General features: G+C 46.7%; 22 protein-coding genes. 16 read left to right on the top strand and 6 right to left on the bottom strand.

What is annotated here, in order from left to right:
• Window positions 1–117: 117 nt before the first annotated feature.
• Both K5Q92_RS05940 and K5Q92_RS05945 read right to left on the bottom strand, forming a co-directional pair.
• Complete coding sequence (locus tag K5Q92_RS05940; protein WP_220768110.1) at window positions 118–483, bottom strand: Hpt domain-containing protein; 366 nt, start codon at window positions 481–483, stop codon at window positions 118–120.
• A 226-nt stretch (window positions 484–709) separates the two neighbouring features.
• Window positions 710–1,615, bottom strand: a complete 906-nt coding sequence (locus K5Q92_RS05945; RefSeq protein WP_220768168.1) for a TIGR01212 family radical SAM protein — start codon at window positions 1,613–1,615, stop codon at window positions 710–712.
• A 489-nt stretch (window positions 1,616–2,104) separates the two neighbouring features.
• Here K5Q92_RS05945 and gltB point away from each other — a divergent pair, with 489 nt between their 5' ends.
• The 8 genes from gltB to K5Q92_RS05985 all read left to right on the top strand — a co-directional run bounded on the left by gltB (window position 2,105) and on the right by K5Q92_RS05985 (window position 15,223).
• Window positions 2,105–6,553 carry a glutamate synthase large subunit gene (gltB, locus tag K5Q92_RS05950; protein ID WP_220768111.1) on the top strand — a complete coding sequence of 1,483 codons (4,449 nt, stop codon included), beginning with the start codon at window positions 2,105–2,107 and terminating at the stop codon, window positions 6,551–6,553.
• 6 nt (window positions 6,554–6,559) lie between these two features.
• Window positions 6,560–7,969, top strand: a complete 1,410-nt coding sequence (locus K5Q92_RS05955; RefSeq protein ID WP_220768112.1) for an FAD-dependent oxidoreductase — start codon at window positions 6,560–6,562, stop codon at window positions 7,967–7,969.
• Window positions 7,970–8,550: 581 nt separating this feature from the next.
• A complete protein-coding gene (gene betI, locus K5Q92_RS05960) occupies window positions 8,551–9,156 on the top strand; it encodes a transcriptional regulator BetI (protein WP_220768113.1) in 606 nt (201 codons plus the stop codon).
• Window positions 9,147–10,610 carry a betaine-aldehyde dehydrogenase gene (gene betB, locus K5Q92_RS05965; protein ID WP_220768114.1) on the top strand — a complete coding sequence of 488 codons (1,464 nt, stop codon included), beginning with the start codon at window positions 9,147–9,149 and terminating at the stop codon, window positions 10,608–10,610. Before betI ends, betB begins: the two co-directional genes overlap by 10 nt.
• 9 nt (window positions 10,611–10,619) lie before the next feature.
• Entirely contained in the window at window positions 10,620–12,317 is a 1,698-nt protein-coding gene (gene betA / locus K5Q92_RS05970) for a choline dehydrogenase (RefSeq protein ID WP_220768115.1), read from the top strand.
• Between the two features lie 321 nt (window positions 12,318–12,638).
• A complete protein-coding gene (locus K5Q92_RS05975; RefSeq protein WP_220768116.1) occupies window positions 12,639–13,856 on the top strand; it encodes a BCCT family transporter in 1,218 nt (405 codons plus the stop codon).
• 17 nt (window positions 13,857–13,873) lie between these two features.
• Entirely contained in the window at window positions 13,874–14,578 is a 705-nt protein-coding gene (locus K5Q92_RS05980) for a TorF family putative porin (RefSeq protein WP_220768169.1), read from the top strand.
• A 171-nt stretch (window positions 14,579–14,749) separates the two neighbouring features.
• A complete protein-coding gene (locus tag K5Q92_RS05985; protein WP_220768117.1) occupies window positions 14,750–15,223 on the top strand; it encodes a MarR family winged helix-turn-helix transcriptional regulator in 474 nt (157 codons plus the stop codon).
• 11 nt (window positions 15,224–15,234) lie between these two features.
• On the opposite strand, the gene K5Q92_RS05990 is transcribed toward K5Q92_RS05985, so the two are convergent.
• From K5Q92_RS05990 to K5Q92_RS06000, 3 genes are all read right to left on the bottom strand, one after another.
• Window positions 15,235–15,690, bottom strand: a complete 456-nt coding sequence (locus tag K5Q92_RS05990; protein ID WP_220768118.1) for a GNAT family N-acetyltransferase — start codon at window positions 15,688–15,690, stop codon at window positions 15,235–15,237.
• A 24-nt stretch (window positions 15,691–15,714) separates the two neighbouring features.
• Window positions 15,715–16,098, bottom strand: coding sequence for a VOC family protein (locus K5Q92_RS05995; RefSeq protein ID WP_220768119.1), 384 nt, complete (start codon window positions 16,096–16,098; stop codon window positions 15,715–15,717).
• Between the two features lie 68 nt (window positions 16,099–16,166).
• Window positions 16,167–16,721, bottom strand: a complete 555-nt coding sequence (locus tag K5Q92_RS06000; RefSeq protein ID WP_220768120.1) for a GNAT family N-acetyltransferase — start codon at window positions 16,719–16,721, stop codon at window positions 16,167–16,169.
• A gap of 193 nt (window positions 16,722–16,914) precedes the next feature.
• On the opposite strand from K5Q92_RS06000, the gene mtnN reads away from it, so the two are divergent.
• The 6 genes from mtnN to K5Q92_RS06030 all read left to right on the top strand — a co-directional run bounded on the left by mtnN (window position 16,915) and on the right by K5Q92_RS06030 (window position 20,854).
• Window positions 16,915–17,607, top strand: a complete 693-nt coding sequence (gene mtnN, locus K5Q92_RS06005) for a 5'-methylthioadenosine/S-adenosylhomocysteine nucleosidase (RefSeq protein ID WP_220768121.1) — start codon at window positions 16,915–16,917, stop codon at window positions 17,605–17,607.
• A gap of 41 nt (window positions 17,608–17,648) precedes the next feature.
• Window positions 17,649–18,629: a cobalamin biosynthesis protein gene (locus tag K5Q92_RS06010; RefSeq protein ID WP_220768122.1), complete on the top strand. Its 981-nt coding sequence runs from the start codon at window positions 17,649–17,651 to the stop codon at window positions 18,627–18,629.
• A gap of 165 nt (window positions 18,630–18,794) precedes the next feature.
• Complete coding sequence (locus tag K5Q92_RS06015) at window positions 18,795–19,172, top strand: DUF2721 domain-containing protein (RefSeq protein ID WP_220768170.1); 378 nt, start codon at window positions 18,795–18,797, stop codon at window positions 19,170–19,172.
• On the top strand, window positions 19,169–19,792 hold the full coding sequence (locus K5Q92_RS06020) for a trimeric intracellular cation channel family protein (protein ID WP_220768123.1): 624 nt from the start codon (window positions 19,169–19,171) through the stop codon (window positions 19,790–19,792). Before K5Q92_RS06015 ends, K5Q92_RS06020 begins: the two co-directional genes overlap by 4 nt.
• Entirely contained in the window at window positions 19,792–20,271 is a 480-nt protein-coding gene (locus K5Q92_RS06025) for a nuclear transport factor 2 family protein (RefSeq protein ID WP_220768124.1), read from the top strand. Before K5Q92_RS06020 ends, K5Q92_RS06025 begins: the two co-directional genes overlap by 1 nt.
• Window positions 20,272–20,443: 172 nt before the next feature.
• The gene (locus K5Q92_RS06030; RefSeq protein WP_220768125.1) at window positions 20,444–20,854 is read left to right on the top strand and encodes a hypothetical protein; all 411 of its coding nucleotides are present in this window, start codon (window positions 20,444–20,446) and stop codon (window positions 20,852–20,854) included.
• 59 nt (window positions 20,855–20,913) lie between these two features.
• Here K5Q92_RS06030 and tyrS read toward each other — a convergent pair whose 3' ends face one another.
• Complete coding sequence (tyrS, locus tag K5Q92_RS06035) at window positions 20,914–22,110, bottom strand: tyrosine--tRNA ligase (protein ID WP_220768126.1); 1,197 nt, start codon at window positions 22,108–22,110, stop codon at window positions 20,914–20,916.
• Between the two features lie 127 nt (window positions 22,111–22,237).
• Between tyrS and K5Q92_RS06040 the strand changes: the two genes are divergently transcribed.
• Window positions 22,238–23,656 carry a peptidoglycan DD-metalloendopeptidase family protein gene (locus tag K5Q92_RS06040; RefSeq protein ID WP_220768127.1) on the top strand — a complete coding sequence of 473 codons (1,419 nt, stop codon included), beginning with the start codon at window positions 22,238–22,240 and terminating at the stop codon, window positions 23,654–23,656.
• A 50-nt stretch (window positions 23,657–23,706) separates the two neighbouring features.
• Complete coding sequence (locus K5Q92_RS06045) at window positions 23,707–24,816, top strand: anhydro-N-acetylmuramic acid kinase (protein ID WP_220768128.1); 1,110 nt, start codon at window positions 23,707–23,709, stop codon at window positions 24,814–24,816.
• The last annotated feature ends 18 nt before the right edge of the window (window positions 24,817–24,834 follow it).

Consider the following 24,834-nt stretch of genomic DNA (forward strand, 5'->3'; position numbering starts at 1 on the left):
GTTTGTGAACTGAATCAAAAATGTACAAGATAATCTGCTACCAAAGCGCCATTCAGGATAAAAAAATAGCGCAGTGGGAGATCCAAGCTGCGCTATTAAATACTGGAGTCGGATTAATTAAACCTTAGACTCCAAATATTCTTTTAATTGCTGCAGATCTTTCGATGCATATTCAACAATCTCATTTAGCCATGTTTGATGCTCTTGCTCCCAGCTCGCTTCTTCGCCATGCTGCAATAACTGAGCAAACTGTTGAATACGTTTAAGGCCCACAGACCCCGCTGCCCCCTTAAATTTATGCGCTTCACTGCAAAGTGTATCTTTATCATTCGCTTGCTGCGCACTGACTAAATTGCCTACGTATTCAGGCATAAGTTGTTCAAACAAAACGACGCTTTTAAGTAGCGTACCTGCACCAATTGCACTGCAATATTGCTCCAGTGTATTAAGATCTAGGATTGAATCTAGCTCAGCTGCTGCCATTTAGGCACCTCTCAAAATATTGTCGTTTATACAAAAAATCAATTTTACCACATAATACCCGCTATAATCACGGGCGCAATAGCTAGTAACAGATGAAAGTAAAATTACCGCTAATTTAACTTTTTAATAACAGTAAGTTACACAAACTCACTATAAGCCTCACGATTCACTAGCTAGTCGTGAATGTTTTTTACTCAACTATTGGGTCCACTGCTGCATTTTACGCTTAAAGGTAAGCTCCCTGTCCGCCTTTCGCTTTAAGATCGTCAACAATCGCGACTAATCCATTCCAGCGATATGCGCACCAATCAGGCGCTAACAACATAGGTTTTTTCGCGTAAGCCGTCACTCGGTGGAATATCACCTCTTTAGGCGTACGGCGGATCAACTCCCCGACGCTATAGGCATAAGTTTCAAGCTCAAGTAGACTCATCTTATTATTGCGCCATGCTTTGGCCATGGTGCTTCCTTCAACGATATGTAGCGGATGCAGCTTCAAGCCATCAACGCCGACGCTCAATACCTTATCGAGCGTTTGCAGGTAATCCTCATGGGATTCACCTGGTAGCCCCAAGATTAAGTGAGTACAGACTTTTATGCCTAACTTGCGGGCACGGATAACCGTATCTTCATAAGCTGCAAAGTCATGACCGCGATTGATCTTCTTTAGCGTTGCATCATTTGCCGACTGCAAACCTAATTCCAACCAGACATCTACCCCGTCATTTTGATAACCCACTAATAGCTCGAGAACCTCATTGGGAACACAATCAGGCCGAGTACCTACACATAGGCCAACGATATCGCTATCTTGGATCGCTTCATCATATTTTTGCTTTAGGACCAAGTACTCATCATAAGTACTGGTATAAGCCTGAAAATAAGCAATGTACTTCGAAGACTTTGATGACAGGCGCTCTCTGCCTTGAGCTAGCTGCTCTTGGATAGACAACTCGGTCTTATGCTCATGGCTAAATGATGCCACGTTACAATAGGTACACCCTCCCTTGCCTAGCGTGCCATCACGATTCGGACAGGTAAACTTTGCATCAATTGTCAGCTTACGGATCCGCTCGCCATATTTTTGTTTGCACACACCACCAAAGGTATTAACGTAACTATCCAGTCCCAACTGCACTATCATCCAAGCCAAAAAATTTGCGCTATTTTAACCAGTTCTAAAAAACATTAATTAGCGCTAGCTCAAATAACCGTAATACCGCACAGATAGATAACTCGAGATTAAGCAGCCACCCCTTACGGTTACTAGTGCATAAATACCCACAAGCAAAAGTGATTATCATTTCACTGTATCTGCAATAAAAATCACTTTACTGAAAACAGTTATAATCCACCAACTTGTTACAACAAAGTAAACAAACAAAGAGGTGCAATTTAAAATTCTTTTTATTCATAAGGTTATACAAGCTATTTTACAGTTTACGTTAAGGTAAAGCTGTTGGTGCATGCGTATAAAACAACACAAATCAGTTACTTTTTATGCAATAATTTGGTTTGACCTTTAATACTCTTGGGGTTAATTTGATTGATTCGGGTGCATATCTATTGATTTTTTGCTTTATTTCCCGAGTAGTATCAGTCGAGGTTAGGGAGAGTAGTAATGAGCTTATATCATCCAAGTTTTGAGCGGGACAATTGTGGGTTTGGATTAATCGCCCAGATGGACGGTGAACCGAGTCACCGAATTGTACGTACCGCGATCCACGGCCTAGACCGAATGAAGCATCGTGGTGGTATTGCAGCCGATGGCCGAACTGGTGATGGCTGTGGTCTATTAATGCAATTACCAATAAACTTCTTTAAAGCGATTGCCGAAGAAAATGCCTGGCACCTTAGCCGCCGTTTTGCTGTGGGTATGCTGTTCCTCAGTCAGGATGCCATTTTAGCGTCGCAAGCCATGAAGCTAATTGAACAAGAACTGCAAAAAGAGACCTTAAGTGTTGCGGGCTGGCGAGATGTGCCGGTAAACGCAGATGTACTCGGACCTATAGGTAAGGCCAGCCAACCACAGATAGTACAAGTATTGATTAATGCACCTATCGGCTGGCGAGAAAAAGACTTAGAGCGCCGCCTATATATGGCAAGACGACGGGTCGAACAGCAACTCACCCACGATAAAGACTTCTACGTTGCCAGTCTTTCTGGGCAAGTCATCGTTTATAAAGGGCTGATGATGCCTGCGGATCTCCCCGCTTTCTATAGCGATTTAGCAGACATCCGCATGCAGAGTTCAATCTGCTTATTCCATCAGCGCTTCTCAACCAATACATCACCCAAGTGGCCACTAGCCCAGCCATTTAGATACCTGGCCCATAATGGTGAGATCAACACCATCACCTGTAACCGTCAGTGGGCAAGAGCCCGTGCCTATAAGTTTACAGCGCCATTATTAGCAGACTTACAGCAAGCCGCTCCTTTTGTAAATGAGACGGGATCAGACTCTTCATCCCTCGATAATATGCTGGATATGTTACTCGCTGGCGGAATGGATCTTTACCGAGCCATGCGTCTACTTATTCCACCAGCATGGCAGAGTAATCCAGAGATGGATGAAGAGTTAAAAGCTTTCTATGACTTTAACTCCATGCACATGGAGCCCTGGGATGGCCCGGCAGGTATCGTGATGACCAATGGTCGCCATGCCGCCTGCGCCGTTGACCGTAATGGTCTACGTCCTTCACGCTATGTGATCACCAAAGACCGGATTTTAACCTTAGGTTCAGAGGTGGGTATTTGGGACTATGGGCCAGACGAAGTCATTGAAAAAGGCCGCGTAGGCCCTGGTGAGTTATTGGTTCTAGACACCTTAAATGGGCAACTTTACTCCTCGTTTGAAATTGATAATGACCTTAAACGTCGTCACCCATACAAGGAGTGGATGGCTAAAAACAGTAAGGTACTTAAGCCTGCTGAAGAGTTTGGTCCAAATGAACAAGGCAAACGCGAATTTGATGAAGCACAGCTACTGCAATACCAAAAGCATTTTGGCTACTCACGAGAAGAGCTTGAGCAGGTTATCTGGGTTCTAGCTCAAAAGGGTGAAGAGGCCACTGGATCCATGGGTGATGACACACCTATGGCTGTATTGTCGAAAAAGTCTCGCACCATCTATGACTACTTCCGTCAAAAGTTTGCTCAGGTCACCAATCCACCTATCGATCCCCTCCGTGAAAAACACGTGATGTCACTAACAACCTGTGCGGGCCGCGAGCAGAATCTATTTAACGAAACCACGGGTCATGCTTATCGAGTAATGTTTAACTCGCCTGTGTTGCTATATAGTGATTTCAATCAGCTGATGGCTCTCGATAGCACCTACTATCGCGCCAACACGGTGGATTTGAATTATGATCTCAGTGAAGGCTTAGAAGCCGCCATAAAACGTATTTGCGATGAAGCAGAGCGTTTGGCTCGCTCTGGTACTACACTGTTAGTACTATCAGATCGCGCAACAGCAAAGTCAAAGCAAGTGATCCCTGCCGCAATGGCCGTGGGTGCCGTGCAGCAGGTATTAGTTGATAACAGCCTGCGCTGTGATACCAACATCATAGTAGAAACCGCATCGGCAAGAGACCCCCATCATTTCGCCGTGCTGCTCGGGTTTGGCGCCACCGCAATCTACCCATACCTTGTCTATGAGTGCATCTCAGATCTCGCTCAGCGAAATGGTGTCGAAAATACCCGCGATTTAATGCTGAACTTCCGCTACGGTATCGACAAGGGCTTACGTAAGATCATGTCTAAGATGGGCATTAGTACTGTCGCATCTTATCGCTGTAGCCAGCAGTTTGAAGTCGTAGGCCTTGCAGATGAAGTGGTTAAGCTTTGCTTTAACGGCGTGATTAGCCGTATTCAAGGTGCGAGCTTTGAACTGATAGAAAAAGACCAGCAGCTTTTACACAAGAGTGCCTTTAGGGCTCATCAGCAACTTCCCCAAGGCGGGCTACTCAAATACGTAGAGGGCGGTGAATATCACTGCTTTAACCCTGATGTGGTCAACACCTTACAATCAAGCCTAAAGGAGCAAAACTACGAGACATACAAGCGTTTCGCCGAGCTTGTAGATGAGCGCCCGATTGCCACTTTACGTGACTTAATCCAAGTCAAAGGCAAGCTAGCCCCAGTTGAACTCGAACAGGTCGAGGCGGCTAACACTCTCTACCCTCGTTTCGATAGTGCGGCAATGAGTATCGGCGCCCTTAGCCCCGAGGCTCACGAAGCCTTAGCGGTCGCCATGAACCGCCTTGGCGGCCGGTCAAACTCAGGTGAAGGTGGTGAAGATCCGCGCCGTTTTGGTACCGAAGGTAACTCAGCCATCAAGCAGATCGCATCGGGGCGTTTCGGCGTCACCGCCCATTATCTAGTTAACGCTGAAGTACTACAGATTAAGGTCGCTCAAGGCGCAAAACCAGGTGAAGGCGGTCAGCTTCCCGGCGATAAGGTCAGTGTAGAAATTGCCGCGCTGCGTAATGCAAGGCCGGGGGTTACTCTAATTTCACCACCGCCCCATCATGATATCTATTCCATCGAAGATTTAGCTCAGCTAATTTTTGACTTAAAGCAGATCAATCCCAAAGCACTTGTGTCTGTGAAACTGGTTTCAGAACCTGGTGTTGGCACCATTGCAACGGGCGTAGCTAAAGCTTATGCCGATATGATCACCGTATCGGGTTACGATGGTGGCACGGGTGCGAGCCCTATCACCTCAGTAAAATATGCTGGTAGTCCATGGGAGCTTGGACTTGCCGAAGTCCACCAAGCACTGGTTGCAAACGGCCTGCGTCATAAGATCAGGTTACAAGTCGATGGCGGCCTAAAAACTGGTAAAGACGTTATCAAAGCGGCGCTACTGGGCGCCGAGAGCTTTGGTTTCGGAACCGTGCCTATGATTGCACTCGGCTGTAAATACCTGCGGATCTGTCACTTAAATAACTGTGCCACTGGGGTCGCCACCCAAAATCAAACCCTACGTAATGAACATTATCACGGTCTACCAGAGCGGGTGATGACCTACTTTGAGTTTGTCGCTCGAGAGATCCGAGAGCAAATGGCAGCCCTTGGTGTCACGGAGTTTGAACAGTTGATAGGTCGTAGCGACTGGTTAACAAGCATTGAAGGTGAAACGGCTAAGCAGCAAAGTCTTGACTTAGCACCAATCCTATATCGCCCAGAAGTACCAGAAAGCTCTGCAATCACTTGGCGTGAAATTAACCAGCCATCAGATAAAGGTCTGTTAAACCAGCGTCTCGTTGAGGACTGCAAAGAAGCAATTAAAGCGGGTGAGTCAATTTGCGAGATGTTTAATATCAACAATACCGACCGCTCTGTAGGTGCTAGCCTTTCCGGCTATATTGCCACCCACGTCGGCCGTGATGGTGCCAAGGCGCCTATCACCTTGAAGTTTAACGGTAGTGCAGGCCAAAGCTTTGGTGTATGGAATGCTCCTGGTCTCGAGCTGATGCTCTGCGGTGATGCCAATGACTATGTGGGTAAAGGTATGTCTGGCGGTAAGATCTGTGTCTATCCACCGCTTGGAAGCCCCTTTAGGAGTGAACGCTCGTCTATTTTAGGTAACACCTGTTTATACGGTGCATCCGGCGGCAAGCTATTCGCATCGGGGAAAGCCGGTGAGCGCTTCGCCGTCCGTAACTCAGGTGCCATCGCCGTAGTTGAGGGCTTAGGTGATAACGGCTGTGAATATATGACAGGCGGTATCGTTGTAGTACTAGGTAAGACAGGGGTTAACTTCGGTGCAGGTATGACTGGCGGCTTCGCCTATGTATTTGACCAATTTGGCCGCTTCAATCGCCGTGTGAATACTGAGATGGTCGACACCCATAAAGTCCAATCGCCTATCCAGCAACGACATCTTCGCGATTTGATTGAACAACATGTCAAAGAGACTAACAGTGAGCATGCCAAGATGATCTTAAGCGATTTCGAGAACTGGCTAGATTGCTTCATCTTAGTCAAACCTAAAAATGTTGAGCTAAGCGATCTGTTGAAGTTAGAGCAATCAGAACCTGCAATAGCAGTTAAAGCGGGGTAACACAAAATGAGCAATGATTTTCAGTTTCTTGAAGTTGGCCGTAAAGACCCGACTAAACACGCCGCCAAGCAACGTGCGACACAATTTATTGAGATCTATCAGCCTTTTGCACAGCCTCAGGTGAATGATCAGGCCGATCGCTGTTTGGACTGCGGTAACCCCTATTGTGAATGGAAATGTCCACTGCATAACTACATCCCTAATTGGCTTAAACTCGCCAAACAGGGCCGTATAATGGAGGCGGCAGATTTGGTGCATGAAACCAATACCCTGCCAGAGATCTGTGGTCGCGTTTGCCCACAGGACCGCCTGTGTGAAGGAGCCTGTACTCTTAACGATGAGTTTGGTGCGGTAACCATAGGTAACGTTGAAAAGTACATTACCGATACCGCCATCTCACAGGGCTGGCGTCCAGATATGTCTAAAGTGACTCCCCGTAAAGAGCGCGTCGCCATTGTTGGCGCAGGGCCTGCAGGTCTTGGCTGCGCCGATATCTTAGCCCGCAACGGCGTCAAAGCGGTAGTCTATGATAAGAACCCACAGATAGGTGGCCTGCTCACCTACGGTATTCCCTCATTTAAACTTGATAAAGAGGTGATGCAAGTTCGCCGCACCGTGCTAGAAGGCATGGGGATCGAGTTTAAGCTTGGGGTTACCGTTGGCAAGGATATCGATTTTAAAGCGTTAATCGAGCAGTATGATGCTGTATTCCTCGGCATGGGTACCTATACCGCGATGAAGGCTAATCTTCCCGGCGAAGATGCACAAGGAGTTCATCAGGCACTGCCTTACCTTATAGGTAACACCCATAACGTGATGGGCACCGAGTGCCTAGATAACCCTTACCTCAGCCTTAAAGGAAAGCGTGTTGTGGTCCTCGGCGGGGGGGATACCGCCATGGACTGCGTGCGTACCGCGGTGCGTCAAGGCGCGACTCAAGTGACCTGTGCCTATCGCCGCGATGAGGAGAATATGCCGGGCTCACGCCGAGAGGTGCAAAATGCCCGTGAAGAGGGAGTCGAATTTCTGTTTAACCGCCAACCAGCGGCGATCAAAACTATCGATGGTAAGGTAGTGGGTATCGAGTGTATCGAGACTAAATTAGGTGAAGCAGACGAAAGTGGTCGCCGCCGCCCTGAGCCGATAGCGGGCAGCGAGCAAATACTTGATACGGATGCGCTTATTATCGCCTTTGGTTTCCAGCCCAGCCCAGCAAATTGGTTAGCGGATCACAATATTGAGCTCAATGAATGGGGCTTAGTGAAAGCGCCAAAGTTATCCGACAATCCCTTTCAAACCAGTAACCCTAAGGTGTTTGCTGGCGGCGATATGGTGCGTGGTTCAGACCTTGTGGTTACCGCCATTGCCGAAGGCCGTGATGCGGCCATGGGCATTTTAAATTACTTCGAAGACTAATATTTTAAGCTAGCTTAATCAGCTGTTTTTAAAAACGTTTTCAAGAAAGACTTATAGAAAGTTGCTTGTGATTGTGCGCTCCCAATGGAGCGCCTTTTTTTGGCAGTGATATTGTCGCTTCTTCTATCACTCTGTTTTCCCTATTCCACTCTCCCTACCACCGACTCCCCGTCACAGCAAAAGCTTAATATCTGACCTTTAAAAGGCGAATAGCAGCTAATATCGATAACCGCTGTCCTGCACTTCCAGAAACTCAAACTAAGTCATTTTGATAAAGATTACAGTTAAAACTAATTTTCATCCCAAATTTTTTTACGGTTCACTTAACCGGCCTGAACAAAATTAAAGCAGCGCTTTTACCTTTAGATAAACAATAACTTGCAACAAACTCGCGCCTGCCACAATTTGCCAAAACCGTTCCGCGACGTATGTCACACTGTTCGATAAAGGTTGATCGTTACAACTCTAACCATTAGAGTTGTTATTAATTGAACGCTCAATTAACAATAAATAAAACAAAACGACAATAAAAATAACACCAAAAATAACATTCAACCTCTGTACTCAGGAATTTGCTCTTTATGCCGCGCCCGCCAATGAAAACCGTTCGACAACAACAGCTCATCGACGCCACTCTTGTCTCTGTTGAACGTCACGGCTTACACAACACCACCATCAACACCATTAGCGGTTTAGCAGGCTTGTCATCCGGACTCATTAGCCATTACTTCGGCGGCAAACAGGGCCTTATTGAGGCCACACAGAAATACCTGCTGGATCAACTTAAACAGGCGCTGTTGAGCCGCACCAAAGGAAGAAGCATGCTGCCACTCGAGCGATTACATGCCATTGTGGAAGCCAACTTTACCGAGCTACAACGCTCAAGGCCTGCCACCAAAACTTGGTTATGTTTCTGGTCACAAGCCATGCATGAGCAAGGCCTTTCCAGACTACAACACATCAATAGCCAGCGCTTATATAGCAACCTGCTGTTCTCTTTTAAAAAGCTTCTCCCTAAAGCCCAAGCCATTGCCGCAGCCAAACAAACCGCAGCGATGATCGATGGATTCTGGCTGCGCAGTGCCTTAAGCCCAACACCAGAGAAAGAGTTCGAGCAGGCCCAAATTCTATCTAAAGCCTTTATCGAGGCAGTGATCATGCAGTACGGAGAAAACCGATGTCACTAGTCGTTTACCCCAATTATATCCACGGCAAAGCCCTCAGAAATACCACTGGAGAAACCTTCGAAGTTATCAATCCAGCCAATGGAGAGGTGAGCTATTTAGTCGAAGTTGCCGATGAAAGAATTCAACAGGCCGCCATCGAGAGTGCTAAAGCCGGTTTTGCAATTTGGTCGAAGATGACCGCAATGGAGCGAAGCCGCATTCTACTTAAAGCTGTTGCCCTTCTGCGGGAGCGCAACGATGAGCTGGCAGCCATCGAAGTACAAGACACGGGTAAGCCTTGGCAGGAGGCCTCAGTGGTCGATATTGTCACAGGCGCAGACTCAATCGAGTTTTTCGCAGGCCTTGCGCCAAGTATCGAAGGCAACCAACAAACCGTGGGTGATGACTTTTATTACACCCGCCGTGAACCCTTGGGGATCTGCGCTGGCATTGGTGCCTGGAACTATCCGTTACAGATAGCTTGCTGGAAATCCGCTCCGGCTCTGGCTTGCGGTAATGTAATGATCTTCAAGCCATCGGAAGAGACCCCCTTAGGCGCATTAAAGCTGGCTGAGATCTTTACCGAAGCGGGTCTGCCAGACGGTGTGTTTAACGTCGTTCAAGGAGATGGTCAAGTCGGCGCATGGCTAACCAATAATGATGAGATTGCTAAAGTTTCGTTCACCGGCGAAGTCGGTACAGGCAAGAAAGTGATGGCCGCGGCGGCAAGCTCACTCAAAGAAGTCACCATGGAGCTAGGAGGTAAATCTCCGTTAATCATCTTCGATGACGCCGATATAGATAACGCAGTCTCGGCGGCTATGTTGGGTAACTTTTACACTCAAGGCGAGATCTGCACTAACGGTACTCGGGTATTTGTGCAGCAAGCTATCTATCCCCAATTTATCGAAAAACTAGTGAGTCGCACTCAAAACAATATCGTATGCGGCGACCCTATGGATCCTGAAACCAATTTTGGCGCGTTGATCTCTAAGGCACACCAAGACAAGGTTCTGAGCTATATAGAGATAGGTAAGAAAGAAGGCGCCGAGCTACTCATTGGTGGCCATGCCCTAAAGCCTGAAAATAGCCCAAATGGTTACTTCGTGGCGCCGACTATCTTTGGTAACTGCCTTGACGAGATGACACTGAGCAAAGAGGAGATCTTTGGTCCAGTGATGTCGGTATTACCCTTTAGTGATGAAGAGGAAGTCATACGCCGCGCCAACGATACCCGCTTAGGCTTAGCCGCAGGCGTATTTACCCAAGACATCAGCCGCGCTCATCGAGTTATTCATCAGATGCAGGCAGGTATTTGCTGGATCAACGCCTATGGTGCCTCACCTGCAGAAATGCCAGTTGGTGGCTATAAAATGTCTGGGATTGGCCGAGAAAACGGCTCTGAGACGCTAAAGGCTTATACTCAAATCAAAGCCGTATACGTAGGTATGCAGCCGCTTGAAAGTCCATTTTAAGGAGCTGACATGACCACAACTCATCCTCAATACGATTATATTATCGTTGGTGCTGGTAGCGCAGGCTGCGTGCTAGCTAATCGCTTATCAGCCGACTCAAATAACCGCGTACTATTACTTGAAACTGGCGGCAGCGACAGGAGCATTTTTATTCAGATGCCCACTGCACTCTCGATCCCCATGAACACTAAGAAATACGCTTGGCAGTTTGAAACCGAAGCCGAGCCTTTTCTGGATAACCGCCGCATGCATTGCCCAAGGGGCAAGGTGTTAGGGGGATCATCATCGATTAACGGCATGGTGTATGTACGTGGCCATGCTCGCGATTTCGATGAGTGGCAGCAACACGGAGCGAAAAACTGGGATTACGCCCACTGCTTGCCCTACTTCAAGAAAGCCGAAGACTGGGCGTTTGGTGAAGATGATTATCGCTCAGTTGACGGTCCTCTTGGTGTCAACAACGGCAACCAGATGAAAAACCCACTGTATAAGGCGTTTGTTGCCGCTGGCATCGATGCTGGCTACTTAGCCACTGACGACTATAACGGCGCCCAGCAAGAGGGCTTTGGCCCGATGCACATGACAGTTAAAAATGGCGTGCGTTGGTCAACGGCTAACGCCTACCTAAGGCCTGCCATGAAGCGTGAAAACTTAACCGTTATCACCCATGCTCAAGTGCACAAGGTACTGTTTTCAACCAAGCAAGGTGAAGCTAACAAAGCCGTAGGTGTGCGCTTTGAGCGTAAAGGTAAAATTTTGGAGGTTAATGCCGCCAAAGAGGTGGTGTTATCGGCAGGATCAATTGGCTCACCACATATCTTGCAACTCTCAGGAATAGGCGCAGCAGATACCTTAGCCAAGGCTGGTATTGAGCAAATACATGAGCTACCTGGTGTGGGAGAGAACCTGCAAGATCACCTGGAATTTTACTTCCAGTTTAAGTGTCTCAAGCCTATTTCCCTTAACGGCAAATTAGACCCACTGAATAAACTGTTCATCGGTACTCGCTGGATCTTAAACAAATCAGGCCTAGGCGCGACCAATCACTTCGAGTCTTGCGGCTTTATTCGCTCAAAGGCTGGGCTGGAGTGGCCAGATCTGCAATACCACTTCTTACCTGCGGCAATGCGATATGACGGCAAAGAGGCCTTTGCTGGTCATGGCTTCCAAGTGCATATCGGTCATAACAAGCCTAAGAGTCGCGGCAGTGTCAAAGTGGTCTCAGATAATCCTAAACAGGCACCCAGCATTCTATTTAACTACCTGTCTCATCAAGACGATATCGAAGGTTTCCGCGCCTGTGTTCGCTTAACACGAGAGATCATCAATCAGCCAGCGCTAGATGAATTCCGCGGCGAAGAGATTCAGCCCGGCATAGCAGTACAGACCGATGAGCAGATTGATAGTTTCGTAAGAAGCGCGGTTGAGAGTGCTTACCACCCCTCTTGCACCTGCAAGATGGGTGAAGATCCGATGGCCGTGGTGGACTCAGAAACGCGAGTACATGGGATACAGGGACTTAGGGTGGTCGATTCCTCTATTTTCCCGACCATTCCAAACGGTAACCTCAACTCGCCGACCATCATGCTCGCCGAGCGTGCTGCCGACTTGATCTTAGGCAATACGCCACTCGCGCCAAGTGCTGCCGAAGTGGTTGTTAGTCAGGATTGGCAACAGCAACAAAGGCAACGACCACCAGCAAGATAATCGCTTCGGCTTAGCTAAAGCACGCGTCAATGACACTGACGAGTGCTGGCGCTAAGCCTAGCCCACCACAAACGAAATGAAGATGATCGGCAATCCTTCTGCCGCCTCTTCAAACTGTTTACGTATAGGCCCTGCCAGCCTAGGCCATTGCGGCTAAATGGCATTAATCGCCACGTTTAATTTATCAAACCTTAGCTGATGTGAAAACGGCAATTAAGGCTTGAGGGATTTTTGCGGCCAAAATTTGGCTGAAAGCGGGCATAACGATAATAAAAACAAGGACTAAACCATGTTTAATAAAGAAAAGTCAGGAGTTCTATAATGACTACTTGGCTAACTATAGGGATATTATTTACTTTCGCCGCCATTGCCTTCGTGATTTATCGCTGGGGTAACGTCAAGTGTATCGGTGTCACGCCGGTACGCACCTTTACCTTTATCGCCATCCTGTTTACCTCAGGTCTGGATGTAGGTTTAATCATGTTCCCGCTAACGGAGTTCGCTGGCTATGCAGATTTAAGTGCCAGCCCGGAATATGGCTTTACCAATCCATTAGCAATTGAGTTTGGCTTCTGGGCATTTTTAATCTGGGCATTTTACTTCTTAACTTGCTTCTATTTTTGTGTGATTGAGCCAAGAGTGAAGTTCTTCGAAATCCCAGTGATCAAGTTTATTAATAACTTAGTGATCATCGGCACCTGTGCCTTTACCGCTTACCTGCTATTGACCAACTTACCTTGGTATCTGCCAGAGATGGGTGATGGCGAGTCTGTAGTAAGCAGCTTCTATCTGATGGTATTCGTGATTATCGCGGCCGCAGTCTACTCCAGTACTAGCATACGTTATGTACGTATTCTTAGCTTAGCCAGCACTTGGTTATTCTTAGGTCTTATCGTGTTGATGTGGGCCGGTGCATTTATGTCAAAAGAATCGGCTATGGGCGAGTTTGTTAACACCTTCGCCTTGATTGGCGACTACTTTGGCAATATTCACCACTTCGTCCTACCGATGAACGATTACCACGAATTCTACCTCTTCTGGTGGTTTGCTTGGAGCATCATGATTGGTCAGTTCACCTCACGCTTTGTGGGGGGCTTGAAAACCTATCAAGTACTGATTGCCATGATGGTATTCCCATCACTGCCAATTGCCGTCTGGTTCACCGTGCTTTACTACTACAGCGCCAATGAGATCGCCACGACTGGCTTCTACAATCTTGCCATGGTATTTGTGGGGATCACCTTCGTAGTCAACTCCCTCGACTCGTTAATTCGCCTGTACACCGACAACCTCAACCTGACTGTTGAGCGCTTCGGTAAGACTAAATACATCATAGGCAATCTCGCCTTGATGAGCGGCCTCACCCTACTGTTTCAACTTAACTTCCTGGAGATCCAGTGGGTTGGCGCACTGGCTATTGGCCTCATCTTAGCCTGCTTTGGCTACATTTTAGCGACGAAATACAAGAAGGTGGCGGCTATTGAGCGCTCACCAACTGAAAACAAAATCGACTTTAGCAAAATTGAATTAGCTAACTAAAAAGAAAAAGGGAAATGATGAAAACAACAATTAAAAAGCTTGCGCTACTGGGTCTAATCGCATTACCAACAACGGCAATGGCTAACCTGAGCTCAACTGTGACTGCAACCTCTGATTACACTTTTAACGGTGTGAGCCAAACAGATAATGGCCCTGCACTACAGGCAAGCCTTGATTACGCCGCCGATGCCGGTTGGTATGTAGGTACTTGGGCATCAAACGTAGATTACGGCTCAGGTGATGACACTTGGCTAGAGTTGGATTTTTACGGCGGGATCTTCTATCAGCTAAGCGAAAGCGTGTCACTGGATGCGGGTATTGCTTACTACACTTATCATGGTGATTCGTTCTCTGATGAATATCAGTATCCAGAGATCTACACGAAATTTGGTTATGGTTCATCTGTTGGCCAAACAGAGCTCAACTTCTGGTATACATGGGATTACTTCGGCGTAGACGCGGGTCACTACATCATGATGGCAGCGCACACATTTACCATTGCCGAAGGTCATGACATTCGCATCAGCTTTGACCGTTCTACTTCTACCGATGAAAACAAATGGTCTTGGGATGGCGACAAAGCCTATAACCATTATCGCGCAGAGTACATGACAAGCTGGAAAGGCTTTGACTTTAACCTAGCCGTTGAAGATACCAGCATGGACATAGATACTGCCGATACGCGTGCAGTACTATCGGTTGCAAGAACCTTTAACTTCTAAAGGACTTAACGCCAGCCAAGTAACAACCTTGCTCCTAAACTAAATTGTGCGGTATAACGCTGGTCGTTATGCCGCACTTTTTAATCGCAGCGATAAAAGCGCTTGTAACAACAAGTATACTCATTGAGAACCTAACGACACTGGCAAAGACCTTTTGGCTAAGGACAACAGATGGAAAAATATGAACAGCTATTGATTTCACTGCGGCGAGTTATCCGAGCGATCGACATCCATTCTCGCCAGCTCAACAAGCAGTCAGGCCTTACTGGACCACAGTTGATGGTGATGCACAGTATCGAACAACTTGAGTCACCTCTAGCAAAAGAGGTCGCCAAAGAAGTTGCCTTAAGCCCAGCCACGGTCACCACCATTATCGACAGGCTAGAGAGTCGCGAGTTAGTCATTAGAACCCGCAGCGAAACCGATAAGCGTAAGGTACATCTATCATTGAGTGAAAATGGCCAAGCCCTGCTCAGTGACTCACCTAAGCCACTGCAAGAACACTTTATCACCCGCTATCAAAATCTTGAACAGTGGGAGCAGAGCCAACTGTTATCGTCAGTTGAGCGCATCGCGGCCATGATGGACGCAGAAGAACTCGATGCCGCCCCAGTACTCTTGGTAGGACAGATCCAAGCAGATTAAGTGTTGTATCTTTAAAGTTGTTTACTCATAAAGCTACTGTAGGGATCCTGCTTGTAATCAGCAAATGGCTCACACTCTTTAAAGCCAAACTGCTCATAGAGTTTACGGGCTGGAATAAAGGCTTCCATAGAGCCAGTCTCAAGGCTAAGCCTCTGATAACCCCGTGATCTTGCCTCTGCAATGATGTGGCCTAATAGTTGTTGGGCTACGCCTTGACGTAAAAAGTCAGTGGATGTACGCATCGACTTAATTTCACCGTGGTTACTACCTAACTGCTTTAGCGCACCGCAGCCAGCAAGTTCATCTTCGCTCCATAGGCTCCAGAAGGTAACATCATCTGCCTCCAGCCCAGACACATTGAGCGCATGCACACTCTCTGGCGGCGAATGGCTGCACATATCTTCATGGTGTTCTTTTAATAGCGCCAACACCTTATCATCACGAATTAAGCCTAGTTTGATTTGCATTTTTCTCTCGTTCTCAATCTAACTTCATACTCGCCATGGCGGATTCAGTCGGTTCTCGCCCGCCCAATAGAGTTTAATCTTGTTGCCCGATGGGTCGTGCAGTATCGCCTCACGCCAAAGGTAGGCTTGATCCGTCGGATCTTGGTCAAATTCAATGCCCGCATGTTTCAGCGAACTGACCCACTCATCAAGCTTCTCATGTTCAAAATAGATAATGGCGCCACAACCTTTTCCAACAGTCTTGCCAGCCTCATCCTCTAGAGAGAGCGAAAAAGTGGCTCCTCCAACGGGGCATTCGAAGCGCGCATAATGCGGCGTATCGACTATCAGTATAAAGCCTAAGGTTAAATAGAACTGTAGGGCTTGGGCCATATCGTGTACGGGCAAAGTCACTTGATTTAGATTCACGCAACCTCCTTGTAATCGAGTTGAAAAATCACTTTAGTCTTTTGATTCTTTTTACTTAAAAAGATGATTCAGGTATTAACAACATCAGATCTTAGTAAAGAGAATACTTTTAAATCGTGGTAAGCACCTTTCCAATAACCATGCTCTCTTAAAATACCGTCGCACTTAAAACCTAGCTTTTTCAATACAGCTTCCGAACCATGGTTACCCATCATGGTATAAGCTTCGATTTTATTGACATGTTTAGGGCACTGCTCAGAAAATGAAAACTCGATAAGTTTAGCGATCGCCTCTGTTGCATAGCCCTTACCCCAATACGCTTTAAAGAACTCATATCCAATAACGGCAACGTGGTTACTGCATTCAAAGCGATTAATCCCACATCCCCCCAGAAGCTTATGGGTGACTTTATCGCGAATCGCCCATCGAATCCCCTCACACTGCTCATAGCGCTTAGCATCATTATTGATTAACTCGATCGCTTGTGCTTCATGACTAAAATCTAAATCATAAAATTTGATCACTTCGGGATCTGAAAACATCTCGAAAAGCAGTTTTGAATCCGCTAGTACTTGCTGGTTTAATACTAGCCTTTCGGTCTCTAATTGTGGAAATGCTAACATATTTCGCTAAATTCCTTTTTCCAAGCAAGGTGGAAATGATTGACTGCGATGAACCTTATTAACCTAGCACTGTGATCAAATTGAAACAATCTACACGCTATCTCTCATCTTAACTCTATGGCTTTTTCACTAACGCTAAGCACCGTGGTATATTAGCGCCCATATTCATTCAGGTAGTTAAAAAGGTCATAAAATGAAAATCGGTATTATTGGCGCTATGGAGCCAGAAGTTGCGCATTTAGTTGAGTCGATGGAAAACCCAAGCTCTACAACCATCGCCGGTATCGAGTTTGTTGCAGGTCAACTTGCGGGTAAAGAGGTTATCGTCACTCGCTCTGGTATTGGTAAAGTGACTGCTAGTATTGCGACTACGCTACTCATTGAAAAGTATGCGCCTGATGCGATTATTAACACTGGCTCTGCAGGCGGTTTTGCCGATGAGCTAGCCATTGGCGATATCGTAATTTCATCTGAAGTGCGTCACCACGATGTTGACGTGACAGCTTTCGGTTATGAGATTGGTCAAATGGCGCAGCAACCAGCGGCATTTATCCCAGATGCCAAGCTTGTTGCTGCGGCGCAAAAAGCGGTTGCAAGCCTAGGCGAAGTGAAGGCGATAGAAGGCCTAATCTGTACTGGCGATAGCTTTATTTGTGATCCAGTTCGTACCAAGACCATGCTAGAAAACTTCCCAACTATGGCTGCTTGTGAAATGGAAGGCGCGGCAATCGCTCAGGTTTGTCACCAATTTGGTGTACCGTTTGTAGTTATCCGTTCACTGTCAGACAATGCTAACAACGACTCGCCTGTAGACTTTGACGAGTACATTGTAAAAGCAGGCCACCACTCTGCATTGATGGTTATCGCTCTGCTTAAGCAGCTTTAAGCGAAAGAGTTTTAAAAGCAACACAAGGATAGCGCGGCAATATGGTTCCAGAGTTTACTAAAATCTTTTCCCAAGATAGTCAGCTTTACACTGGAGCCTTGGTGTTATTGGTGTCCACTCTATTGGCACGGATCGCACCACTGCCGCGTAATCTACAGCCGCTTGAGTGGTTATCTCAAGTGGCTAAAAATCTAAGTGCAAAAGTCAACCGTGCTAACCGCGCGCCCTCACAGCAGCTAATAGCTGGCACCCTTGCCATGTTACTGCTAATCATCCCCTTTGGGGCGATGATTAGCCTCTTGATTGAACTGGCCGAATTCCCTTGGTTCTTCGAAACCATCGTTATCTACCTTTGCTTACAAGACGATCATTTCAGGTATATAGCCAACGAAGTCATCATCGCTATCAAACGGGATAATAAACTCAGGGCTCGCAGCTTGTTGGCGCCTTGGTTAACTCGAAATACGGTATCGCTTTCAAACGTGGGCCTGTGTAAGGCCGCCATTGAAAGACTATCGACCACTTCAATTTACGGCACCGTGTCTGCCATTGTTTTTTTTATTATTGGCGGCGTCCCCTTACTAATCATCGCTAGGATGATCAAACAACTTGAATCTTGCTGGCCGGTATATAATCCGCATTACCGCTATTTTGGTATGCCAGTGTATGTACTCTCTACTTTAATGCACTATATTCCAGCAAAACTCTGGAGTCTTACTCTCGCCATTCAAGGGGGGCCAAAGACCCTTATAAGACTGTTTGTGCCTAAGATTACCGCAACACCACTGAATGAGTATCAAACCTGTGAGGTTGTCGCCTGTGCGTTAGCAGTTGAGCTTGGCGGCCCAGTGAAGTTTAAAGAGGAAAGAGTCGATATGCCGAAGGTCTCTTATGGCAAACTCCCCGATGAGAACGATTTATTGAGAGCAGTTAAACTTAACTCTGTAGCCTTCAGCTTATGGGCGCTTGCTATCGTTATCTTGCCGAGTATTTGGGGGCTGCTGCGTGTAATGCAAGGTTAGCCGCAGCCAAGTGCTGCTAATACCTTGAATTTTGTTTGATAATCTCCTTTATGCGCTACTTATTTATCCAGTAGATTGTAATCATCTTGTATAAATTATTGGCATTGGTATGATTCCTAAAATCGTATATTGACTCGTTTAGGGCTGATTCCATTGTTCGAAAATATTCATGTATCACTAACAACGCCTGCACTACTCTTTCCCGCTATCTCTTTGCTGTTGTTGGCTTATACCAATCGCTTCTTTGCCTTAGCGGCGCTTATTCGTAACTTGAGTAATGCTGGAAAGCCAATCAACAATAGTCAATTAAAAAACCTACGCCGGAGAATAACCATCATTAGACGTATGCAGGAGTCAGGCGCTTTGAGCTTTGCTTTGTGTGTGTTATGCATGATTTTTATCTATATCGGCTTTAATAAGGTGGGCGCTTTTATCTTTGGCTGCAGCCTATTCTTACTGCTTTATTCTCTACTGCTTTCTGTTATCGAAATTCGTATTTCGGTGGATGCCCTCAACATTCACCTTAAAGAGATGGATAGATGATCGACTGGATCTATTTCTTCGATCTGTGCGGCACCGCAGTCTTTGCACTTTCAGGTGCGTTAGCGGCGGGCAGACATAAGATGGATCCGTTTGGAGTTTTGGTGCTGGCTTCGGTTACCGCCATTGGTGGCGGCAGTATTCGAGATGCATTACTCGGCACAACGCCGGTATTTTGGATTCAAGACCCCAATTACATCACGGTGATTTTAGTTACCGTTATACTGACCTTTATTTTTGTCCGTAAACCTAAACGAGTACCACGCTACATCTTACCCGTTGCCGATGCCTTAGGTTTAGCGCTCTTTACTGTAATTGGAGTAGAAAAAGCGTTAAATTTAGAACTCAGTGGCATGACAGCCGTGGTAATGGGCTTAATCACTGGGGTGGGTGGTGGTATTATTCGAGACTTACTCTGTCAGCAGGTACCTATGGTACTGCGCACAGAGATCTACGCGACTGCATCGATAGTGGGTGGGATCTGTTACACCATAAGCCTACATTGGGGAGCGGCCGAGATGTTTGCCTTATTATTTGCAATGGGTACCGCACTCGTGATTAGATTAGCCGCTATTCGTTGGCACCTGTCATTACCTGCTTTTGATTTAAAGACACCACAATAATGAGATTAGCTTTATTTAGTTTTGTATTTGTACTCTTTAGCTTTCCGGCATTCGCCAATATCGGTGATATGCCCAAAGAGCAGCAGCTGGCGATTAAGTATATTCAAGCGCTAACTCACCAAGACTACACTAGCCTAAGTGCTTTTTATAATCGTGACAGCGTGTTTAACGATAGAACAGCAGGACGAAAGTACACTGGCAGACGCCATATTTTACAATTTTTAAAGCGTGCTCATCGCGGCGTACTTGAGTACAACTTTAATATCGAGCATATGTTTAACTCTGGCTCCTTAGTCGTGCTTATCGGTAACTACCGTTATAAAGGACCTGGCGAGTTATTTGGTAAACCTGGGCGTATCATTGACATCGCGATTCCTGGCGTGACGACACTGCGCTTAGACATGACCCATCAGAGGGTTAAAGAACATCAAGATCTGATGGATTACCAAACCATGGCCGACCAACTCGCCGTACAGTAACCCCTAATCAATAACAATTCAATTTGGTGGACTGCTACGTTTCTTTGCAACCAGTAGTCCTAATAAGCATTCACACTTCCCACCGACTCAGATCACAAAATCCTACGAGTACAGGAAACTTTTTGCCGCTTGCGTGTCAAACTATTAAGTACCTTATCTGTGGTAGGTTGTTATGGGTTTTACAAACGCGATTCGCTCACTGATTATCTTATCAATATTCATTTGTGGTGCAGCTACGGCCATTGAGCAACCGATCGTGGTCTCTTTTGCCGACCAACCCATCCTTAAGTTCAATCAAAAACTCGAACTCGCCCAGCAGCAAAAGCGCAGTTGGAGCAAACAGCCAGAATCTATCTCAGCCCACTATGCAGGCAGCAATTTTCAACTCGCTAAAGTTAAACAGTACCAAGGAAAAGTGGTGACCTATAATGTCAGTGGCGCGAGTGCAGAACACCCTAAGATGCTATTGATTCTTTCGATGGAGAAGCAGAAAAATCGCTGGAAGTTAGATGCGGCAAGATTAACTTGGCAATGTAAAAACGGCCTGCACTTTGGTACAGACCGTTGTTCTAATAATCACTAGCCAATTTTTGCTAGTGATTAGCGCTTAAATTCGACTAGTTAAGCCGAGATTTAATCGACTTAGACTAGCGTGATCTTAGCGAACTTGCGCTTGCCCACTTGGAATACCGCAGAGGTACCAGCAGTCAACTGTAGGCGAGTATCTTCAATCTTATCGCCATCAATCTTAGCTGCGCCCTGCTTAATCATACGCATCGCATCAGAGGTTGAATTTACCAGACCAGCTTCTTTAAGTAGGTTAGCAATCGCAATACCTTCACCAGCTGCAATCTCTAACTCTTCGATATCGCTAGGGATCGCACCTTTTTGGAAACGATTGATAAACTCCTGGTGTGCAGCCTCTGCCGCCGCTTCATCGTGGAAACGTGCGATGATCTCTTTCGCAAGCGCAATCTTCACATCACGTGGATTAGCACCTGCTTCTACATCGGCCTTAAACTGCTCTATCTCTGTCAGAGGACGGAAAGAGAGTAGTTCGAAGTAACGCCACATCAAATCATCTGAAATTGACATGATCTTACCGAACATCTCACCAGCAGGCTCACTCACACCAATGTAGTTATGAGCAGACTTAGACATTTTCTTAACACCGTCTAGGCCTTCAAGCAGTGGCATCATGATCACTGTCTGTGGCTTCTGACCTGCAGATTTTTGCAGTTCACGACCCATAAGCAGGTTGAACTTCTGATCGGTACCACCTAGCTCAACGTCAGACTCCAGTGCAACCGAGTCGTAACCTTGTAGCAATGGATACATGAATTCATGAATAGCAATTGACTGACCCGAAGCGTAACGCTTCTTAAAGTCGTCTCGCTCCATCATACGTGCCACAGTTTGCTGTGAAGCAAGACGGATCATGCCCGCTGCGCCTAATGGCTCCAACCAGGTAGAGTTAAACTCGATACGTGTCTTAGCTGGATCTAAGATCTTATAAACCTGCTGCTTATAAGTTTCAGCATTGGCAAGTACTTGCTCACGGGTCAATGGCGGGCGAGTACTGTTCTTACCACTTGGGTCACCGACCATACCAGTGAAGTCACCAATCAAGAAGATCACTTCATGACCTAACTCTTGGAAGGTACGCATCTTGTTTAAAATAACCGTGTGGCCAAGATGAATATCAGGCGCGGTTGGGTCAGCGCCTAATTTAATTTTTAATGGGCGACCTTCTTTCAACTTCTCCAGCAGATCCGCTTCGAGTAATATCTCGTCGGTGCCACGTCTTATTTCTGCTAATGCTTGCTCTAAATCAGCCATATCGGCGGTTACTCCTGGGAGCCTAATCAAAAAAATATGGGCACTCATGTTACTTGTTAGCAAGCACAAATGAAAGTGTGTACACTAAAGGGATCACTAAGAAAGGGCTAATTTGGTATCAAGGTCAATGGGAAAGGTTATAACTTTATTTAAATTACTGCCAAAATTACATCAAATGCTCTTGTGCGGTTTAGTTTTTGTCACGTTAATTATTATCTTAATGCCGTCAGATGATGCGCAAGCATCCAAACAAACGCCGTCTGCCAGCGGTGAATATGACGTTAATACCCGTTATGAGGTTCCACTCGCATTTAGAAGCCCAACCCCACCTTCTGCATCATTAAGCGAGTCAAGCCCATCACAACGAACTCACCGTGAGCCCCTGAGCCAAAACCGCGAGCCAAGCAAACAAGCACTGACTCAGGCGACCGACAAGCCTGAAATACAAGCAGCGGCAGCGCCAAAATTAAAAGAGAAACACTTCCAAGTAAAAAGTGGTGACACCTTAGCAGCGCTATTTGAGCGCGCTGGGTTAACGGCTAAAGATGTTTACGATGTGACTCAGCTGCCTAAAGCTAAGAAGAACCTACTGAAAATCATGCCAGGCGATGATTTAGTCATCGCTAAGACTGAAGATGGCAAGCTGGCTAAGCTTACCTATCACCTAGACAAGATCACCACCTTAATCGTTACTCATACAGACAGCGGTTATCACGAGCAGATCGTCACTAAGAAAGTAGAAGCGCGTACCAAGTTTGCTAGCGCCACAATTCAAAACAACTTTTGGAACGCAGGTGTCAATGCAGGGCTCACACCAAACCAAATTATGCAACTAGCCACTATTTTTGGCTGGGATATCGACTTTGCCTTAGATCTACGTAAGGGCGATCAATTTGCGATGATATTTGAAGAGGAGTATGCCGATGGCGAGTTTCTAAAGAATGGTAACATTCTCGCCGCCGAGTTTACCAACCAAGGTGACCGCTACACAGCAGTAAGATACAAGGATGGTAACTACTACTCTGAAGAGGGCCGCAGCATGCGCAAAGCCTTCCTACGCTCTCCTGTCGACTTTAAATATGTTAGCTCAAGCTTTAACCCACGCAGGCTTCACCCTGTTACAGGCCAAGTTAAAGCCCATCGCGGCGTAGACTATGTTGCGGCAGTAGGCACGCCAATTAAAGCTGCAGGTAATGGCCGAGTCATCAAGTCGAGCTACAATAAATACAATGGTAACTATGTATTTATTAAACACAACGACACCTATACCACCAAGTATCTTCATCTGACTAAGCGCAAGGTAAAGACCGGACAATCGGTTAAGCAAGGGCAGATCATCGGTACCTTAGGTTCAACAGGCCGAGTAACGGGACCACACCTACACTATGAGTTTATCGTTAACGGCGTACACCGCAACCCTCGTACCATCAAGCTGCCAAAGTCTGAGCCTATCGCGAAGAAAGAAAAAGCCCAGTTTGCTACGCTTAGTAAAACCATGATGGCAGAGCTTGAACATAACAAACAGGTGCAACTTGCTGCGCAGTAATGCTGCAAAAGCTTCTGACTTTACTCGGTGCGATTGATAGGTTTAATGCCATGAATAACAGTTTTTACATAGGCTTGATGTCCGGCACTAGCATGGACGGTGTCGATGCGGTATTGGTTAATTTTGAAGGCGATAAGCCAAGCCTTATCGCCTCTCATACCGAGGCGCTTCCAAAAGCGCTTTTGAGCAGTCTACAAAAGCTTTGTCTGCCAGGAAACGATGAGATAAACCGTCTCGGTCACTTAGATCGCGCCATGGGTAAGCTTTTCGCTAAAGCAGTCAATGCCCTGCTGGAAAAAGCTCAGGTCGATAAATCACAAGTCATCGCCATCGGCAGCCACGGTCAAACCGTACGCCATATGCCCAACCTTGAGATGGGCTTTACCCTGCAAATTGGCGATCCCAATACCATCGCCATCGAAACGGGTATCGATGTCGTTGCTGATTTTAGACGCAAAGATGTCGCTCTAGGTGGGCAAGGGGCACCACTGGTCCCAGCCTTCCATCAACATGTATTTGCCAGCCCAAACCACAAGCGCATCATTCTCAATATTGGTGGTATCGCCAATGTCACTTACCTGCCGGGAAACACCCAAGATGTCACAGGTTTTGATACCGGACCAGGTAATGGATTGAGCGATGCATGGATCCAGCATCAACTTGGGCAGCCATTTGATAAAGATGGGGCTTGGGCTAAGTCGGGCACCACAGATCAAAAGATGTTGCAACACCTACTGTCTCACCCCTACTTTGCTCTCTCCGCTCCTAAGAGCACCGGTCGCGAGCTATTTAACCAAGCTTGGGCTGAGCAGCAGCTATCTGAATTCAGCCATTTAAGTGAGGCTGATATTCAATCGACTTTACTGGACTTAACCTGCTACAGCATCGCCAACGATGCGCTTAATTTATCTGAAAATGGTGAGCTTTATGTCTGTGGTGGCGGCGCCTATAACTGTGAATTGATGCACCGACTACGTAAACTCCTGCCAAACTATAAGGTCGTCACCACTTCAGAACTTGGCATAGATCCCCAGTGGGTCGAGGGTATCGCCTTTGCTTGGCTAGCGATGCGATATTATCGAGGCCTGCCGGGTAACCTCCCCGCTGTCACAGGCGCTTCTAGAGAAGCAGTGCTTGGCGCCTTCTTCCCAGCCGCTTAACCCTACGAATTAAGGGCT

The organism is Shewanella sp. MBTL60-007 (genome assembly GCF_019654915.1).
GTDB lineage: Bacteria > Pseudomonadota > Gammaproteobacteria > Enterobacterales > Shewanellaceae > Shewanella.

Coding starts and splice junctions, on each gene's coding strand:
- K5Q92_RS06030 (WP_220768125.1), top strand. CDS start 20,444: ATGGGTTTTACAAACGCGATTCGCTCACTGATTATCTTATCAATATTC.
- K5Q92_RS05985 (WP_220768117.1), top strand. CDS start 14,750: ATGGAAAAATATGAACAGCTATTGATTTCACTGCGGCGAGTTATCCGA.
- tyrS (WP_220768126.1), bottom strand. CDS start 22,110: ATGGCTGATTTAGAGCAAGCATTAGCAGAAATAAGACGTGGCACCGAC.
- K5Q92_RS06020 (WP_220768123.1), top strand. CDS start 19,169: ATGATCGACTGGATCTATTTCTTCGATCTGTGCGGCACCGCAGTCTTT.
- K5Q92_RS05975 (WP_220768116.1), top strand. CDS start 12,639: ATGACTACTTGGCTAACTATAGGGATATTATTTACTTTCGCCGCCATT.
- betI (WP_220768113.1), top strand. CDS start 8,551: ATGCCGCGCCCGCCAATGAAAACCGTTCGACAACAACAGCTCATCGAC.
- K5Q92_RS05940 (WP_220768110.1), bottom strand. CDS start 483: ATGGCAGCAGCTGAGCTAGATTCAATCCTAGATCTTAATACACTGGAG.
- betB (WP_220768114.1), top strand. CDS start 9,147: ATGTCACTAGTCGTTTACCCCAATTATATCCACGGCAAAGCCCTCAGA.
- mtnN (WP_220768121.1), top strand. CDS start 16,915: ATGAAAATCGGTATTATTGGCGCTATGGAGCCAGAAGTTGCGCATTTA.
- K5Q92_RS06000 (WP_220768120.1), bottom strand. CDS start 16,721: ATGTTAGCATTTCCACAATTAGAGACCGAAAGGCTAGTATTAAACCAG.
- K5Q92_RS06045 (WP_220768128.1), top strand. CDS start 23,707: ATGAATAACAGTTTTTACATAGGCTTGATGTCCGGCACTAGCATGGAC.
- K5Q92_RS05955 (WP_220768112.1), top strand. CDS start 6,560: ATGAGCAATGATTTTCAGTTTCTTGAAGTTGGCCGTAAAGACCCGACT.
- betA (WP_220768115.1), top strand. CDS start 10,620: ATGACCACAACTCATCCTCAATACGATTATATTATCGTTGGTGCTGGT.
- K5Q92_RS05980 (WP_220768169.1), top strand. CDS start 13,874: ATGAAAACAACAATTAAAAAGCTTGCGCTACTGGGTCTAATCGCATTA.
- gltB (WP_220768111.1), top strand. CDS start 2,105: ATGAGCTTATATCATCCAAGTTTTGAGCGGGACAATTGTGGGTTTGGA.
- K5Q92_RS06040 (WP_220768127.1), top strand. CDS start 22,238: ATGGGAAAGGTTATAACTTTATTTAAATTACTGCCAAAATTACATCAA.
- K5Q92_RS06010 (WP_220768122.1), top strand. CDS start 17,649: ATGGTTCCAGAGTTTACTAAAATCTTTTCCCAAGATAGTCAGCTTTAC.
- K5Q92_RS06025 (WP_220768124.1), top strand. CDS start 19,792: ATGAGATTAGCTTTATTTAGTTTTGTATTTGTACTCTTTAGCTTTCCG.
- K5Q92_RS05990 (WP_220768118.1), bottom strand. CDS start 15,690: ATGCAAATCAAACTAGGCTTAATTCGTGATGATAAGGTGTTGGCGCTA.